The organism is Dinoroseobacter sp. S124A (genome assembly GCF_049801015.1).
GTDB lineage: Bacteria > Pseudomonadota > Alphaproteobacteria > Rhodobacterales > Rhodobacteraceae > Dinoroseobacter.
On the sequence record NZ_JBNAGD010000003.1, the window covers coordinates 210219 to 225236 of the forward strand.

The 15018-nt window shown below is 66.8% G+C and carries 13 protein-coding genes; 6 read left to right on the plus strand and 7 right to left on the minus strand.

Annotation, left to right across the window (positions count from 1 at the left end):
* The first annotated feature begins 62 nt into the window (after nucleotides 1-62).
* The gene (locus tag ACP15I_RS08830) at nucleotides 63-1058 is read left to right on the plus strand and encodes a GlxA family transcriptional regulator (RefSeq protein ID WP_424974768.1); all 996 of its coding nucleotides are present in this window, start codon (nucleotides 63-65) and stop codon (nucleotides 1056-1058) included.
* Here ACP15I_RS08830 and ACP15I_RS08835 read toward each other — a convergent pair.
* The 5 genes from ACP15I_RS08835 to ACP15I_RS08855 form a co-directional block, all read right to left on the minus strand.
* Entirely contained in the window at nucleotides 1055-1627 is a 573-nt protein-coding gene (locus tag ACP15I_RS08835) for a sarcosine oxidase subunit gamma (protein WP_424974769.1), read from the minus strand. The genes ACP15I_RS08830 and ACP15I_RS08835 overlap by 4 nt on opposite strands.
* The gene (locus ACP15I_RS08840; protein ID WP_424974770.1) at nucleotides 1620-4571 is read right to left on the minus strand and encodes a sarcosine oxidase subunit alpha family protein; all 2952 of its coding nucleotides are present in this window, start codon (nucleotides 4569-4571) and stop codon (nucleotides 1620-1622) included. Before ACP15I_RS08840 ends, ACP15I_RS08835 begins: the two co-directional genes overlap by 8 nt.
* Nucleotides 4568-4855 (minus strand): sarcosine oxidase subunit delta, encoded by a 288-nt coding sequence (locus tag ACP15I_RS08845; protein ID WP_424974771.1) that lies wholly within the window; start codon nucleotides 4853-4855, stop codon nucleotides 4568-4570. Before ACP15I_RS08845 ends, ACP15I_RS08840 begins: the two co-directional genes overlap by 4 nt.
* 9 nt (nucleotides 4856-4864) lie before the next feature.
* Nucleotides 4865-6115 (minus strand): sarcosine oxidase subunit beta family protein, encoded by a 1251-nt coding sequence (locus tag ACP15I_RS08850; RefSeq protein WP_424974772.1) that lies wholly within the window; start codon nucleotides 6113-6115, stop codon nucleotides 4865-4867.
* A gap of 118 nt (nucleotides 6116-6233) precedes the next feature.
* Complete coding sequence (locus ACP15I_RS08855) at nucleotides 6234-6923, minus strand: GntR family transcriptional regulator (RefSeq protein ID WP_424974773.1); 690 nt, start codon at nucleotides 6921-6923, stop codon at nucleotides 6234-6236.
* Nucleotides 6924-7025: 102 nt separating this feature from the next.
* Between ACP15I_RS08855 and ACP15I_RS08860 the strand changes: the two genes are divergently transcribed.
* The 5 genes from ACP15I_RS08860 to ACP15I_RS08880 are packed head-to-tail and all read left to right on the plus strand — an operon-like array spanning nucleotide 7026 to nucleotide 11858.
* Complete coding sequence (locus ACP15I_RS08860) at nucleotides 7026-7628, plus strand: amino acid synthesis family protein (RefSeq protein ID WP_424975034.1); 603 nt, start codon at nucleotides 7026-7028, stop codon at nucleotides 7626-7628.
* Nucleotides 7600-8424 carry an alpha/beta fold hydrolase gene (locus ACP15I_RS08865; RefSeq protein WP_424974774.1) on the plus strand — a complete coding sequence of 275 codons (825 nt, stop codon included), beginning with the start codon at nucleotides 7600-7602 and terminating at the stop codon, nucleotides 8422-8424. The genes ACP15I_RS08860 and ACP15I_RS08865 overlap by 29 nt, the downstream gene beginning before the upstream one ends.
* Nucleotides 8421-9350 carry a flavin reductase family protein gene (locus ACP15I_RS08870; protein WP_424974776.1) on the plus strand — a complete coding sequence of 310 codons (930 nt, stop codon included), beginning with the start codon at nucleotides 8421-8423 and terminating at the stop codon, nucleotides 9348-9350. Before ACP15I_RS08865 ends, ACP15I_RS08870 begins: the two co-directional genes overlap by 4 nt.
* Nucleotides 9347-10384 carry an LLM class flavin-dependent oxidoreductase gene (locus ACP15I_RS08875; protein ID WP_424974777.1) on the plus strand — a complete coding sequence of 346 codons (1038 nt, stop codon included), beginning with the start codon at nucleotides 9347-9349 and terminating at the stop codon, nucleotides 10382-10384. Before ACP15I_RS08870 ends, ACP15I_RS08875 begins: the two co-directional genes overlap by 4 nt.
* 10 nt (nucleotides 10385-10394) lie before the next feature.
* Nucleotides 10395-11858 (plus strand): aldehyde dehydrogenase, encoded by a 1464-nt coding sequence (locus ACP15I_RS08880; RefSeq protein ID WP_424974778.1) that lies wholly within the window; start codon nucleotides 10395-10397, stop codon nucleotides 11856-11858.
* A gap of 77 nt (nucleotides 11859-11935) precedes the next feature.
* On the opposite strand, the gene ACP15I_RS08885 is transcribed toward ACP15I_RS08880, so the two are convergent.
* Together ACP15I_RS08885 and ACP15I_RS08890 are read right to left on the minus strand one after the other, a co-directional pair.
* Nucleotides 11936-13429, minus strand: coding sequence for a heme biosynthesis protein HemY (locus tag ACP15I_RS08885; protein ID WP_424974779.1), 1494 nt, complete (start codon nucleotides 13427-13429; stop codon nucleotides 11936-11938).
* Between the two features lie 10 nt (nucleotides 13430-13439).
* On the minus strand, nucleotides 13440-14975 hold the full coding sequence (locus ACP15I_RS08890) for a COG4223 family protein (RefSeq protein ID WP_424974780.1): 1536 nt from the start codon (nucleotides 14973-14975) through the stop codon (nucleotides 13440-13442).
* Nucleotides 14976-15018 lie beyond the last annotated feature (43 nt).

The following is a 15018-nucleotide window of genomic DNA, read 5'->3' on the forward strand; positions in this document are numbered from 1 at the left end:
GATTGCCACTCTCTTTCCTGAGATTACACTAGGCGGATCGAAATCAAACCTCCACCGGGCCCATGACACAGACCATGACCGCCGGGTTTCTGATCTCGTCAGGCTTTCCGATGGCATGCCTGACCTCGATGATCGAACCCTTGCGCGCTGCCAACGAGATCCACGGCACGGATGTCTTCCGGTGGCGGTTGCTGTCCGAGGGGGGCGGGCAGGTGATGTCCAGCGCGCAGATCGGGTTCGAGACGGATCCGCTGCGGGGTGAGGACCCGGTGTTTGACTATCTCATCCTGCTCTCGGCCCCGACCGCCCGCCTTGCCACGCCGGCCACGGCCGGGATCCTGCGACGGCAGGCGCGGCATGGGGCCGTGCTCGGTGCGGTGAGCGGCGGGGTCTTCCCCCTGGTTCGGGCAGGTCTGGCGCCGGACACCCCTGTCGCGGTGCATTGGTGTTATCGGGCGGCTTTCGAGACGGCCTTTCCGGATCAGGCGGCCACGGATCAGGTGCTGGAATGGCGCGGCAAGACGATCACCGCGGCCGGGGCAGCGGCGGCCTTTGACCTTGCGCTTTTGATGATCGAGCAACGGCTCGGACGGGCGCTGGCGACCGAAGTGGCCTGCTGGTTCCAGCACCCGGTGATGCGCCGGGGCGATGTGGCCCAGGCCATTCCCGCGCTTCTGTCCGAGGCACCGGGGGCCGAGTTGCCGCCGCTTGTGGCGCAGGCCGTGCGCCTGTTCTCCGAAACCCTGTCCGAGCCGCCCGGGGTGGCCGAGGTTGCCGCGCGTCTGGAGATTTCGCCCCGGCAGTTGGAGCGCGCCTTCAAGCAGGCGACCGGGCTCAGCCCTTCGCGCTATGCGCGCAAGCTGCGGATGGAGGCCGCACGCCAGATCGTGCTCTATACCAATGACCGGCTGGCCGAGATCGCTCAGGCCGTGGGCTATGGCGACGCCCAGACCTTTGGCAAGCATTACCGGGCGGCGTTCGGGAAATCGCCGCTGGAGGACCGGGCGCAGATCAACCTGTTCCGGGTGACCGGAAACCTGCCGGTGCCCTCGACCTAGATCGCGCCCATCGCCGTCAGCAGCGCGTGGTGCAACGAGCCCGCGGCCGAGCGTGGCCCGAGAATGCGCAACCCGGCCTCTTGCCCCCGCCACCAGACGAAGCAGCCGAGATGGTCGAGCGTCGTGCGCTGCACCCCGCCGGGGTCCATGCGGCGCAGATCGACGGGGCAGAGCAGTTCCATCGCCGCGACGATCCCCTCCCCCTGCAGGTCGAAGACGACCCAGCCATCGGTCTGCTCGGTGATCGAGGCACTCTCGCCGAAGCGTTGTTTCAGGGCGGCGGCAAGGTCCGCGTCGCGGGCCAGAGTGGTGGCGATCATCCACGCGTCGGGTCCGATCCAGAACCCGGCCTCGTCCGCGCGCTCGGTTGCCCGTCCCGGCGCGGGCACCGCATCAAGCAGGGCCACCAGATGGTGCTGGCAGGCCGCCTCCTGCCCCTGTCGTGCGGTAACCGAAGCCAGCGCGAGATCCGGGTTCTCGGTCAGGGTCAAATGGCCCACCGTATCGACCCGGGGCGTCCTGCCGCCGAGGGCGGTCAGCGGGTTCTGGGTGAGAAGGATCTCAGTCACGGAGCCGCTCTCCTTCGGGGTCGATGAAATGGGGTGAGACGACCTCCACCGCGTGATCCACGCCCGTAAGCGGGCTGACCACGCGCAGGACCTCACCAAGGCGGTCGCCCCCGGACTTGAGAAATCCCAGCGCGATGGCGTGGCCCAGATGGGGCGAGAAACAGGCCGAGGTGACATATCCCTGATCCTGCGCGGCGGTGACCGGGGCGTCCTGCGCCACCAGATGCGCCCCCGCCGGCACGGGCAGGGCGGGATCCACGGGTTTGAGCCCCACCAGACGCAGCGTATCAGGCGCTGTCAGCCCCGCGCGGCGGGACAAGGTGCTGCCGATGCTGTCCTTTTTCTCGGACACCATCCGCGCCATCCCGAGGTTCAGCGCAGTGGTGGTGCCATTGAGCTCATTGCCCGCCGGATGCCCTTTCTCGATCCGCATGACGCTCAGCGCCTCGCTGCCATAGGCGACCACGTCATACTCGGCGCCCGCGGCCATCAGCTTGCGGATCAGGGCATCGCCATAGCGGGTCGGCACGGCAATCTCATAGGCCAGCTCGCCCGAGAACGAAATCCGGAAAAGCCGCGCCCGGATGCCATCCACGCTGATCTCGCCACAGGCCATGTAAGGAAACGTCGCGTTCGAGATGTCGTGCTCCGGGTCCACGACCTTTCGCAGAAGACGCCGCGCATTTGGCCCGGCCACCGAGAATTGGGCCCAGGCCTCGGTGGTCGAGATGATCTGCACATCCATGTCGGGAAAGAGGCATTGGCGCACGAATTCCATATGGCGATAGACGCTGACCGCGTTGGCGGTGGTCGTGGTGACGACGAAATGGTCCTCGGCCAGCCGTGCGGCGGTGCCGTCATCCATGGCGATGCCATCCTCGCGCAGCATCAGCCCGTAGCGGACCTTGCCCACGGGGACCTTGGCGAAAGGGTTGCAATAGACCCGGTTGAGGAAGGCTGCCGCATCCGCGCCCTGCACATCGATCTTGCCGAGGGTGGTCACATCGCAGATCCCCACGGACTTGCGGGTCTGCAGCACTTCGCGGTCCACCGATTGCCGCCAATGGGTCTCGCCGGGGCGGGGGAACCATTGCGCGCGCAGCCACATGCCGACCTCGACAAAAACCACGCCCTGCTCTTCGGCCCAGTGGTGCGACGGCGTCTTGCGGGTGGGCCGGAACGCCGCGCCGCGCGACCGTCCGGCAAAGGCCCCGATGGCGGTGGGTGTATAGGGCGGGCGGAACATGGTCGTGCCCACCTCGGGGATCGGCTTGCCCGCAAGCTCGGCCATCACCGCGAGCCCGCCCATATTCGACGTCTTGCCCTGATCCGTGGCCATGCCCAGCGTCGTGTAGCGCTTGAGATGCTCGACGGAGGTGAAATTCTCCTGATAGGCCAGCTGGATATCCTTGACGGTGACATCATTCTGCTGGTCGAGCCAGGCGCGTTTGGCCCCGGCCACGTGCCAGAAAGGTGTCAGGCGCACCGGGGCATCCGCGGTCTCGGGCAGGTCCGGGCAGGGGGCGGTGATCCCCAGATCGGCCAGCGCGGCCTGTGCGCATTGCGCGCCGCTGCGCAGGGCCCCGGCAGTGGTGAGCTGCCCCGAGGCTGCCCCCGCCACGCGCAATCCGTCAGGCAGACTGTCCCCGGGGACGAAGGCGGCGATGGTCTCGTCCCATGTCGGTCTGCCGCGATGGTGGCTCGCCAGATGCAGGTTCGGGTTCCACCCGCCCGAGACACCGAGAGCGCCACAGGCCAGCTGCCGCTCTGTGCCATCCGCGGTGGTGAACGTGATCCCGGTCAGTCCGAGCCGTCCGCGTGTCTGGGTGATGGTCGCGCCCTGGAGGACCTCGACCTCTCCATGGGTGGGCGCGTCCGGGCGCGTATCGAGAATGGCGGCAATCTCGACCCCGGCGGCCTGCAGGTCCATCGCCGCGCGGTGCCCGTCATCGTTATTGGTGAAGATCGCGACCCGCCGGGCCGGGGTGACCGCCCAGCGGTTGACATAGCTGCGCAGGGCCGAGGCGAGCATGATCCCTGGCCGGTCATTATTCTCGAACGCAATGGGTCGTTCCGTGGCCCCTGCGGCGAGCACCGCACGCTTGGCGTAGATCCGCCAGAGGATCTGGCGCGGTTTGCCCGGCGGCGGGGTGGCGACGTGGTCCCAGACCCGTTCCAGCGCGCCATAGATGCCGTGATCGAACCCGCCAAGGACCGTGGTCCGGGGCATGATCCGGACATTGGCGAAGCTTCCCAGCTCGGCCATGACCGCGCTGGCCCAGTCGGCCCCCGGCTGGTCGCCGATGCTGTAGGTTTCGGAATTCAGCCGCCCGCCCAGACGGAAATCCTCGTCGGCGAGGATCACCTCCGCCCCGGCGCGCGCCGCGGTCAGGGCGGCCATCAGCCCGGAGGGTCCCGCGCCGATCACCAGAAGGTCGCAATGGCGGAACCCCTTGTCATAGGCATCCGGGTCGTCCAGCGCCGAGAGCGCGCCGAGACCGGCAGCCCTCCGGATGATCGGCTCATAGACCTTTTCCCAGAAGGCGGCGGGCCACATGAAGGTCTTGTAGTAGAACCCCGCCGCAAAGAAGCGCGAGAGCCGGTCATTGATCGCCATGGCGTCGAAGGCGAGGCTCGGCCAGCGGTTCTGCGACGTCGCATCCAGCCCGTCAAAGAGCTCCGCCGTGGTGGCGCGGGTGTTCGGCTCGGCCCGCGCGCCGCTGCGCAGGGTGATGATGGCGTTCGGTTCCTCCGAGCCTGCGGTCAGGGGTCCGCGAGGGCGGTGATACTTGAAGGACCGCCCCATGAGGCGCACGCCATTGGCCAGCAGCGCCGAGGCCAGCGTATCGCCCGCATAGCCGCCATAGGTCTTGCCATCGAAGCGAAAGCTGAGCGGCGTGGCGCGGTCGATCTGCCCGCCCGAAACACGGTGAATCTGGCTCATCGCGACCGTCCTTCCCGGCGGGCCACGTCCCGGGCCAGCTCGACCGAGGTGATCTCATGGGTGAGGGTGTTGCGGGTCACGACGAGCCATGATCGGTCCCCCTGCTCGTGGAACCACAGCTCCCGGTGCAGTCCGGCGGGGTTGTCGCGCAGATAGCCGTAACGCGTGAACGCCTCCAACGCGCCCTCGGCCATGCCATCCGGGCGCTGGATCAGGGCGGCAGCGCCGAGATAGGTGAACTCCGCCGCGTCCCGGGGGCCAAGCAGGGGGTGGTCAATGATCATGGCAGCACCTCAATGCAGGTTGGGCTGGTTGCCCATGCCTTTTTCGTCGATCATGTGCCCGGTGGCGAAGCGATCGAACCGATAGGCTGTGGCGGTGGGGTGGGGGGCATCCGTGGCGAGCAGATGGGCATAGGCATAGCCCGAGGCCGGCGTGGCCTTGAACCCGCCATAGCACCAGCCGCCGTTGAAATAGAGCCCGTCGATATGGGTCCGGTCGATGATTGGCGAGCCATCCATGCTCATGTCCATGATCCCGCCCCACATCCGCAGGAGGCGCGCGCGCCCCAGCATCGGGAAGATCGCCATCCCGCCCTCGCAGACATCCTCGACCACCGGAAGGTTGCCGCGCTGGGCGTAGGAGTTGTAGCCGTCGATATCGCCGCCAAAGACCAGCCCGCCCTTGTCGGACTGGCTGACGTAGAAATGCCCGGCCCCGAAGGTGATCACCCCCGGCAGCAGGGGTTTCAGCCCCTCCGAGACGAAGGCCTGCAGGACATGGCTCTCGATCGGCAGACGCATCCCGGCCTGGGCCATCACCCGGCTGGAGGACCCGGCCACGCAGACCCCGACCTTGCCCGCCCGGATCGGACCTCGGGTCGTTTCCACCCCGGTGCAGACACCGTTCTCGATGGCAAAGCCGGTGACCTCGCAATTCTGCAGGATGTCCACGCCGAGCTGGTCGGCAGCCCGTGCATAGCCCCAGGCTACTGCGTCATGGCGCACGGTGCCGCCGCGATGCTGGGCCAGCCCGCCCTTGATCGGAAAGCGGGCATCGGCAGTGTTCAGGAAGGGGTAGCGCGCGGTGATCTGCGCCGTGCTCAGCAGGTCCGCATCCGCGCCATGCATCCGCATCGCATTGCCCCGCCGGATGAAGGCATCGCGCTGGGCGTCCGTGTGGATCAGGTTGAGGATCCCGCGCTGGCTCACCATGGCGTTATAGTTGAGCTCCTGCTCCAGCCCTTCCCAGAGTTTCAGCGAGAATTCGTAGAAGGGCTCATTGCCATCGAGCAGGTAATTCGAGCGGATGATGGTCGTGTTGCGCCCGACATTCCCGCCGCCGATCCAGCCCTTCTCGAGCACGGCCACCCGGTGCTGACCGTATTTCGCGGCGAGGTAATAGGCCGTGGCAAGCCCATGCCCGCCGCCGCCGATCACCACAATGTCGTATTGCGGCTTCGGCTCCGGATCGCGCCAGGCCGGACCCCAGCCCAGGTGCCCAGTGAGGGCTTCTTTGATGACGCGAAAACCTGAATAGCGCATGCGGTTCGGACTCCTTCCGGGCCACCATGGGCGCATTGCCCTTGTTTTGTCCCGGTGAAACCCGACCCGGGGTCAGGTAAATCGGACATCGCGGCGGAAAAGACGGGTCGCGCGCGGCTCAGTCGCCCTGCGCGTCTTCCGACGCCAGAAGCCGGTCCGCAATGGCCATGGTGTCGTCCAGATGGCTCTCGACCGCGGCGCGCGCGGCCGCCGCGTCCCCGGCCGCGATCGCGTCACAGATCCGGTCCATGTGTTCGGGTCCGGGACGGGCGCGGTCGGGCTGGGTCAGGGTGAGCAGGCGCAACCGGCTGATGCGTCCGTTGAGGCGCTGAACGACCTCCCACGCGACGCTGTGCCCGGCCCCTTGGAAGATCTCGGCGTAGAATTCCGAGCTTGTGCGAAACACTGCGCCGGGGCTGGCCACCGCGACTGCCTGCTTGAGCCGGTCGAGGGCAGCGCGCAGGCGGGTGATGCCCTCGGGGGTGATATTACGGGCGCAGGCTTCGGCGGCGGCGGTCTCCAGCGCGCGGCGGATATCGTAGATCTGCCGCGCGTCGTCCCGGCTCATCCGGGCGACGATGGGTCCGCGCCCGGGGAGGATCTCGACCAGACCTTCGGCTTCGAGATAGCGGATCGTTTCGCGCACCACCGTGCGGCTCACCCCAAGCTGGTCGCAAAGCGGGCGTTCCACCAGACGCTGACCCGGTTCGAAGACGCCTTCGATGATGGCCTCGCGCATCCGCTCTTGCACGAGGTCGCGCAGGGTGGCGGGAGGGTGGTCGATCTTCGCAAGGGCCGGTTTGGACATGGGTCTCAGGATAGGTCCCGCGCTGAGGCGGAGCAAGATCATATTGACAGATGATATTATGGTATACCAAATTTGAGCCAGCGAATCCTGAAAGGCGAGGCCATGGCGGCAGAGATCCGAAAAACGCTTCTGCATGTTGAAAAGACCCTGATCGAGGGGGGCAAGGCGGCGAAGACACCCTTGACCCTGATCGCGGCGGTGGCAGTGATCCGGAACCCCTGGGCCGGGTTGGGCTTTGTCGAGAACCTGCGCCCGGCCATCACGGACTGTGCCCCGGGGCTCGGCGCGCTGCTCACCGAGATGATCCTTGGCGCCGCGGGCGGCGGTGACAAGGTCGAGGGCTATGGCAAGGCCGCGATTGTAGGCGTCAATGGCGAGGTGGAGCATGGCTCGGCCCTGATCCACACCCTGCGCTTCGGCAATCACTATCGCGAGGCGGTGGGTGCGAAATCCTATCTCGCCTTCACCAACACACGCGGTCCCGCCAACGCATCCCTGCAGATCCCGCTGATGGACAAGAATGATGGCGGGCGGCGCAGCCATTACCTGACGATTCAGCTCGCGATCCCGGACGCCCCCGCGCCGGACGAGATCGTGATCGCGCTGGGCGCCTCGATTGGCGGGCGGCCCCATCACCGGATCGGGGACCGGTATCAGGACCTCAAAGAGCTTGGCCATGACGTCGATAACCCAGCAGCAGTTTGACGGACCCGGGCGTGTCGCGTTTCGCGAGTGCGGGCGGGGCGCGCCGCTTGTCCTGCTCCACGGGGTCGGGATGCAATCGGCGGCCTGGGCACCGCAGATCGCGGCCCTGTCCTGCGATCACAGGGTGCTCGCGCTGGATCTTCCGGGCCATGGAGGGAGCGCGCCGTTGCCGGGGCGCCCGCAACTGCCGGATTATGTCGACTGGCTGCACGGGGTGCTGGAGGGGCTGGGTCTCGGGCCGGTCTGCCTTGTCGGTCACTCCATGGGCGCGATGATCGCGACCGGCTATGCGGTGACGCATCCGCGCCATGTGCGCCGGGTGGCGCTGCTGAACGGGGTCTACCAGCGGGATCCGCAGGCGCGGCGCGCGGTGATCGCCCGCGCGGAAGAGATCCGCGCCGGTGCGGTGGATCTCGAGACACCACTGGATCGTTGGTTCGGTCAGGATCCCGACACTGATACTGACACTGAAACCGTGCGCGCGCAGGTGCGCGGCTGGCTCGCGGCGATGGACCCAAAAGGTTACGCGGACGCCTATGGCGCTTTCGCAGCGGGCGACGGGATCTACGCCCCCAAGATGGGCGAGATCGCAGCACCGCTTCTGACGCTCACCGGTGCGCTGGATCCGAACTCCACACCGGCCATGGCGCGGGATATGGCGCGGGCTGCCCCGCATGGCCGCGCGGTCGTGCTGGACGGTGCGCGCCACATGGCAAATCTGACCGCCCCCGAGGAGGTCAATGCCGCGCTGACCGCATGGCTGCGAGACGGGACTGCAGAAAGGCGCCGCGCATGAGCACGCTCGATCCCATGGAACTGCGCAAGGCATTCGGCACCTATCTGACCGGTGTCACCGTGGTCACCGCGATGGATGCGGCGGGTGCGCCGCTGGGCTTCACGGCAAACTCCTTCACGTCGGTCTCGCTCGACCCGCCGCTGGTGCTGGTCTGCCTCGCCGGCAGCTCGCGGAACTTCGAGGCCTTCACCCGGGCTGAGCGCTTTGCGGTGAATATCCTCGCCGACAGCCAGATCGCGCTATCGAACACCTTTGCCCGCCCGGCGGAGGACCGGTTTGCCGAGGTGGACTGGACCCCGGGCCCAAACGGCGCGCCGATCCTGGCCGGGGTCTCGGCTTGGTTTGACTGCGACATGTTCCGGACAGTCGAGGCCGGGGACCATGTGATCCTTATCGGCAGGGTGCAGGCCTTTGACCACATGCCTGCCCCCGGGCTCGGCTATGCGCGCGGGGCCTATGTGGCACCCTCGGCGGAGGTGGATGCCCTGACCCCGCGCCGGGACATGGTGGTCTCGGCCCTGATCGAGCGGGATGGTCAAGTCCTGTTGCAGGATGCCGGGGATGGCAGTCTGACCCTGCCCATGAGCGATGATGTGACGGGCGGCGTACAGGGCACGCTCGACCGGCTGATCGCAGGGACCGGCCTGAAGGCTGAGCCGGGGTTCATCTATGCCGTCTATCAGGACGCGCGTCTGAACCGGCGGCATGTCTCGTTCCTCTGTCCCGCCCCCGCAGGCACCCCGCGGCGCGGCAGCTTTACCGTGCTCAACCCCTCGACCCTGATGGATGTGGCGGATCCCGCAACCTGCACCATGCTGGAGCGATTTGCCGAGGAAAGCCGTCTCGGGAATTTCGGGGTCTATTACGGAACCGAAGTGACCGGCGAGGTCAGACCGCGCGCGACAGGAGGCGCAGCCATCCCATGAAGTTTTCCCTTTTCGCGCATATGGAGCGGATCTCGCCCGATCAGGACCAGAAGCAGCTCTATGACGAGTTCATCGCGCTCTGCAAAATCGCGGATGCGGGCGGGATGCATGCGGTCTGGACAGGCGAACACCATGGCATGAACTTCACCATGGCGCCGAACCCGTTTCTCAACCTGATCGACGTGGCGCGCCATACGCAGCATGTCCGGCTAGGCACGGGCACGGTGATTGCGCCCTTCTGGCACCCGATCCGGCTGGCTGGCGAGGCGGCGATGACCGATCTGATCACCGACGGGCGGCTCGATCTCGGGATCGCGCGGGGGGCCTATTCCTTTGAATACGAGCGGATGATGCCCGGCCTCGATGCCTGGGAGGCGGGACAGCGCATGCGCGAGCTTGTTCCGGCCGTGCAGCGGCTCTGGGAAGGGGACTATACCCATGAGGGGGAGTTCTTCCGCTTCCCCAAGACCACCTCCGCGCCGCAACCCCTGCAACCGGGCGGTCCGCCGATCTGGGTCGCAGCGCGTGACCCGAACAGCCATGAGTTTGCCGTGGCCAATGGCTGCCATGTGCAGGTCACGCCCTTGTGGAATGGCGATGACGAGGTCGCGGATCTGATGGCCAAGTTCAAGGCGGCCTGTGCGAAATACCCCGCGCAGCCACGGCCGAAGATCATGCTGCTCCGCCACACCTACGTGGCCGAGGATGCCGCGGATGTGGCGCGGGCGGCAATCGAGCTGAACCGCTTTTACTGCTATTTCGGCGCGTGGTTCATGAACAAGCGCGAGATCCATCAGGGCCTGATCGACCCGCTGAGCGAGGATGAGATTGCAGCCCATCCGATGTATTCCCCGGCGAACATGGAACGGGATCTGGTGATCGGCACAGCGGGCACGGTGATCGACCGGCTGCGCAAATGCGCCGAGCTGGGCTATGATGAGTATTCTTTCTGGGTGGATTCCAGCATGAGCTTCGAGCGCAAGAAAGCCTCGCTCGAACGGTTCATCGCCGATGTCATGCCCGCGTTCCAATAGGACCCTGAGCATGCAGCAGTTCCAGCACTATATCGACGGCGCCTTTGCCGAGGCTGCGCGCCAGTTCGAAAGCCTCGACCCCGCCAATGGCCAGCCCTGGGCGCGGATGCCCGAGGCGAGTGTCGCCGATGTGGACCGCGCGGTCGCGGCAGCCGAGGCCGCTTTTCTTGCGCCTGATTGGGCCGGGATGACCGCAACTGCTCGGGGGAAGCTTCTCTACCGTCTGGCGGATCTGATTGCGGAACATGCGGGGCGTCTGGCCGAGCTTGAGACCCGCGATACGGGCAAGATCATCCGCGAGACCTCGGCCCAGATCGCCTATGTCGCCGACTTCTACCGCTACTATGCGGGCCTTGCGGACAAGATCGAGGGCGCGCATCTGCCCATCGACAAACCGGATATGGAGGTCTGGCTGCGCCGGGAGCCCATCGGCGTGGTGGCTGCTATCGTGCCCTGGAATTCGCAGCTCTTTCTCTCGGCGGTCAAGATCGGCCCGGCGCTGGCGGCAGGCTGCACGGTGGTGCTCAAGGCATCCGAGGACGGACCGGCGCCGATGCTGGAGTTCGCCCGGATTTTTGATCAGGCGGGGTTTCCCAAGGGTGTCCTGAACGTGATCACTGGCGGGCCCGCGGTGGGCGCGCGGCTCAGCAGCCATCCCAAGGTGGCCCATGTCGCCTTCACCGGCGGGCCGGAAACCGCGCGCCATATCCTGCGCAACTCGGCTGAGAACCTCGCCTCGACCTCGCTGGAACTGGGTGGCAAATCGCCTTTCATCGTGTTCGAGGATGCGGATCTGGACAGTGCCGCCAATGCGCAGGTCTCGGGGATCTTCGCGGCCACGGGCCAAAGCTGCGTGGCGGGGTCGCGGCTCGTGGTGCAGGCCTCGGTGAAGGAGGCGTTTCTCGCCCGGCTCAAGGCCAAGGCCGAGGCCGTGGTGATCGGTCCGCCGGACGCGATGGACACCGAGGTCGGACCGCTTTGCACCGCACGCCAAAGGGATGCCATCACCGACCTGACAAACCGTGCCATCGCCCAAGGCGCCCGCTGCGTAACCGGCGGAGCACCGATGGAGGGGCCGGGCTATTACTTCCCGCCAACGATCCTCGATTGTTCGGACGCGCGCGGGGCGGACAGTCTGGTCGAAGAGTTCTTCGGGCCCGTCCTTTCGGTCGTCTCTTTCGAGACCGAGGCGGAGGCAATCGCCATTGCCAATGACACCCGCTATGGGCTGGCCTCGGGGTTGTTTACCCAGAACCTGACGCGGGCGCACCGGATGATCCGTGCGATCCGGGCCGGGATCGTCTGGGTCAACACCTACCGCGCCGTTAGCCCCATCGCGCCCTTTGGCGGGCATGGCCTGTCGGGGCATGGGCGCGAAGGCGGGCTGCAGGCGGCACTGGACTACACCAAGATCAAGTCGGTCTGGCTGCGGACCAGCGATGAACCGATCCCCGATCCTTTTGTCATGCGCTAAGGCCCGACACGCGACCGGCGCATGAAAAAGCCCGGCGCTGGGGAGCCAGGGCCGGGCTTTGCAGGTCTGTACGCAGATCAGGCCGAGGCGCGGTTCGGCTCCGCCGGATCCCCGGTCTCGTCGCTGGGCGTGATATCCACCACTTCGGGCACGATGACGTCGTCCTCGGGCGCTGGCTCGGCGCTCTTGTCTTCGATGGCACCCACGATCAGGGGCAACATCTCGGCCGAGTTCGTCAGCGCGATCTCGGATTGCGGCGGCTCGACCCAGGACAGGGCGTCGAAGGCGCCGCAATTGTCGCAGACCGGCACCCAGGCCGCGTGGATGTTGTTGCAGTTGCCACAGGTCCATTGCGGCCCGCGCGAGGCGGTGACGGCCTTGGCCAGCCAGGCGCGGACGATTGCGTCATCCGACCCTTCGCCCTTCTCTACGGCGGCCATGATCGTCAGGGACCGGGCGGTGGCCGCGGTCTCGTAGAGATCGCCGAGCGCCTTGCGCGCCGCCGGGAAATCCTCGGCCGCGATGAAGAGCTCGGCCATCAGCAGGCGCGATTCCACATGGTTCGGCTTGGGCTTGATCAGGGCCTCGAACCGCTTGATCCGCGCCGCGGCGGTCTCGTCCGGAGCGATCTCGGCATAGGCGGCGGCGAGCTCGGGATGGGGGTTCAGCTCCCATGCGCGCTTGAGCAGCTTGGTCGCCTGCCGCGGCTTGCCTGCCCGGATCGCAACGCGCGCCGCCATTGCCGCCGAAGGCACAAGCCCGGGCGCCATGCGGTTGGCGTCGTTGACCAGCGCATCGGCCAGTTCGGTCTTGTTGGCGCTCATGGCGTCCATGGCTTCGCTGACGGCCAGAACCGCATCACGACGCTTATGCACATCGCGGGGCAGGTCGCCGGTCTTCAGCTTGGCCGCCAATGTCTTGCGCGCACCGGACCAGTTCTCGTCACTGGCCTGCAGGCGCAGCAGCGTGTCCTGCACCTCGGTGTGGCGGGGCTTGAGCGCAAAGGCCTTCTCGGCAAGCGCCATGGCCGTCTCGGTATCGCCATCGGCCAGCCGCTGGCTCAGCAGGCCGCGCACCCCGGCGAACTTCGTCCGTTCATCGGTGAGCATGGTCTTGTAGGTCTCGGCGGCCTTGGCTCGGTCACCGGCCAGCTCCGCCGCCTGCGCGGTCAGCAGGCTGGTGAGGTCCGGACGGCCCAGATAGCGCTCGGCGCGCGCAGCCTTGGCCATGGCGACCCGACCTTCGCCGGAGGCCAGAGCCATCATCCCCTGGGCCAGCGCCTCGAAACCCTTGCGCTCCCGCCCGCGGGAGAAATAGCGCGACACGGCGGTCTCGTCGCCATTGAGGAATTTCAGGGTTGCCAGCAGCAGGCCTGCCGCCTTGAACAGGAGCCATGCCGAAAGCAGCAGAAGCAGCATCAGCACCACCGCCGCCACGGGCGAGAGCGTGAATTCGGTCGAGGCCACGGCGATGCGCACTTGCTCGCCGGTATCCATCAGGAACGTGGCCCCAAAGGTGAGCGCCGCGACCATCGCGACGAAAATCAGGATCTTGATAAGTGACCAAAGCATCGGGGCGCCCTCAGTTCGAGTTGATTTCAGTGGCGAGCGCGTCCAGCGCGGCGATCGCGTCGACCCGGGCCTGCGCAGCACCGATCCAGGAACTCATTGCGCTTTGACCTTCTTCGGGCAGCGCGGCGATTTCGGCCAGGGCTGCTTCGAGCTGCCCGGAATCCACGGCCTCCTGAGCGCGGGACAGGATCGCATCCGGATCATCCCCCTCCTTGGCGGTCAGCGACCGTGCCCCGACCTGTGCACGCAGGAAGGCAAAGACGCGGTCCTGCGGCGCGTCGCCCACGGTCGCCTTGAGCGAATCCGCGAGACCGGCCCGGGCGGCTGCCGGGAATTGCCGTTGCAGCTCCAACAGGGTGTCGACCCCGCTTGCGGCCACGGTGGTCAGCGCCTCGGGAACCGGAACGGTGATCCCTTCGACGGCCCCGGCAAAGCCCGATCCGTTCTCGAGCGCCGCCGACAGGTTCGACACCAGAGCCCGGTTGGAGGCTTCGTCCACGGCCGATTGCGTCTCGCTCTGCAGCGCCCCGGCCTGGCTGCGCACGGCCTCCATCTCCGCCTGGGCGGCTTCCATCTGCGCCTGCGCCGCGGCGGCGGCTTCGGCCAGTTGGGCCTGCATGGCGGCGTTTTCTTCCTGTTGCTGCGCCAGGGTTGCCTGCAGCGCGGCCATGGCGGCGCTGTCGGCGGTCTCGGTGCCCTCAGGCAGCGCGGCGATGGCGGCCATTTGTTCTTCGAGATTCGAGATCAGGCCGGTCTGGGCTGAAATCTCTGACTGGAGCGTGCCGAGCTCGCCCTGCAACCCGCCGAGCTGGTCGGCGACGCTGGCCACGGTGCCTTCGACGCTTTCCACTGCGCCCGCGATGGCATCGACGCGCGGATCCTCGGACGGGGCGCTGGCCACGGTCGCCAGCTCGCTCTGCAAGGCGGCGAGGCTGGTTTCCAGCGTGCCGATCTTGGCGATCTCGGCGGAATTGTCTTCGGTCCCGATGATGCCTTCGCCCACTAGGTAATAGCACAGCCCAAAGCCCAACCCGGCGGCGACCACACCACCGAGGAACGGGCCCATGAAGCCGCCCTTCTTCTGCACCACGACCGGTGCGGGTTGCGGCGCAGGCTGCGGCGCGGTCTCCGCTGTCGACAGATCCTCGATGACCGGCTCAGGCTCCGGCTCCGGTTGCGGTTCGGGATCGGACATCTCGGAAGTGTCTTCGGGTTTCTCCGCATCCGAATCGGCCGCCACATCGTCAGTGGTTACTTCGTCCAGCGTGCTGTCCTCGGTGGGGGTCTCATCGCTGGCGGTCTCGGGGGTTTCCTCGGTGACCTCGGCGTCGGTTTCCGTGGCGTCGGTGGTCTCTGGGGTGTCGTCGGAGGTCGCGGCGACCTCCTCTTGCGTGGCTGTGTCCGCCGGCTGTTCGTCCAGAATTTCGGCGTCTTCAATCAGCTCGTCTTGTTTCGTCGTGGCCTCTGCGTCGAGACTTTCTGGGCTGTGTTCGGTGTCGGATACCTGGTCCTCGGGTGTTTCGTTCGGGGTTTTTGGATCTGACACGGACAACATCCTTCCAAGAATTCACGGAGCCATGCGCCCGAAT

What these genes read in the sequence shown, in the direction of transcription:
- ACP15I_RS08845 (WP_424974771.1), bottom strand. Translation starts at nt 4,855, where the DNA reads ATGATCATTGACCACCCCCTGCTTGGCCCCCGGGACGCGGCGGAGTTC.
- ACP15I_RS08885 (WP_424974779.1), bottom strand. Translation starts at nt 13,429, where the DNA reads ATGCTTTGGTCACTTATCAAGATCCTGATTTTCGTCGCGATGGTCGCG.
- ACP15I_RS08850 (WP_424974772.1), bottom strand. Translation starts at nt 6,115, where the DNA reads ATGCGCTATTCAGGTTTTCGCGTCATCAAAGAAGCCCTCACTGGGCAC.
- ACP15I_RS08860 (WP_424975034.1), top strand. Translation starts at nt 7,026, where the DNA reads ATGGCGGCAGAGATCCGAAAAACGCTTCTGCATGTTGAAAAGACCCTG.
- ACP15I_RS08830 (WP_424974768.1), top strand. Translation starts at nt 63, where the DNA reads ATGACACAGACCATGACCGCCGGGTTTCTGATCTCGTCAGGCTTTCCG.
- ACP15I_RS08855 (WP_424974773.1), bottom strand. Translation starts at nt 6,923, where the DNA reads ATGTCCAAACCGGCCCTTGCGAAGATCGACCACCCTCCCGCCACCCTG.
- ACP15I_RS08840 (WP_424974770.1), bottom strand. Translation starts at nt 4,571, where the DNA reads ATGAGCCAGATTCACCGTGTTTCGGGCGGGCAGATCGACCGCGCCACG.
- ACP15I_RS08870 (WP_424974776.1), top strand. Translation starts at nt 8,421, where the DNA reads ATGAGCACGCTCGATCCCATGGAACTGCGCAAGGCATTCGGCACCTAT.
- ACP15I_RS08880 (WP_424974778.1), top strand. Translation starts at nt 10,395, where the DNA reads ATGCAGCAGTTCCAGCACTATATCGACGGCGCCTTTGCCGAGGCTGCG.
- ACP15I_RS08875 (WP_424974777.1), top strand. Translation starts at nt 9,347, where the DNA reads ATGAAGTTTTCCCTTTTCGCGCATATGGAGCGGATCTCGCCCGATCAG.
- ACP15I_RS08865 (WP_424974774.1), top strand. Translation starts at nt 7,600, where the DNA reads ATGACGTCGATAACCCAGCAGCAGTTTGACGGACCCGGGCGTGTCGCG.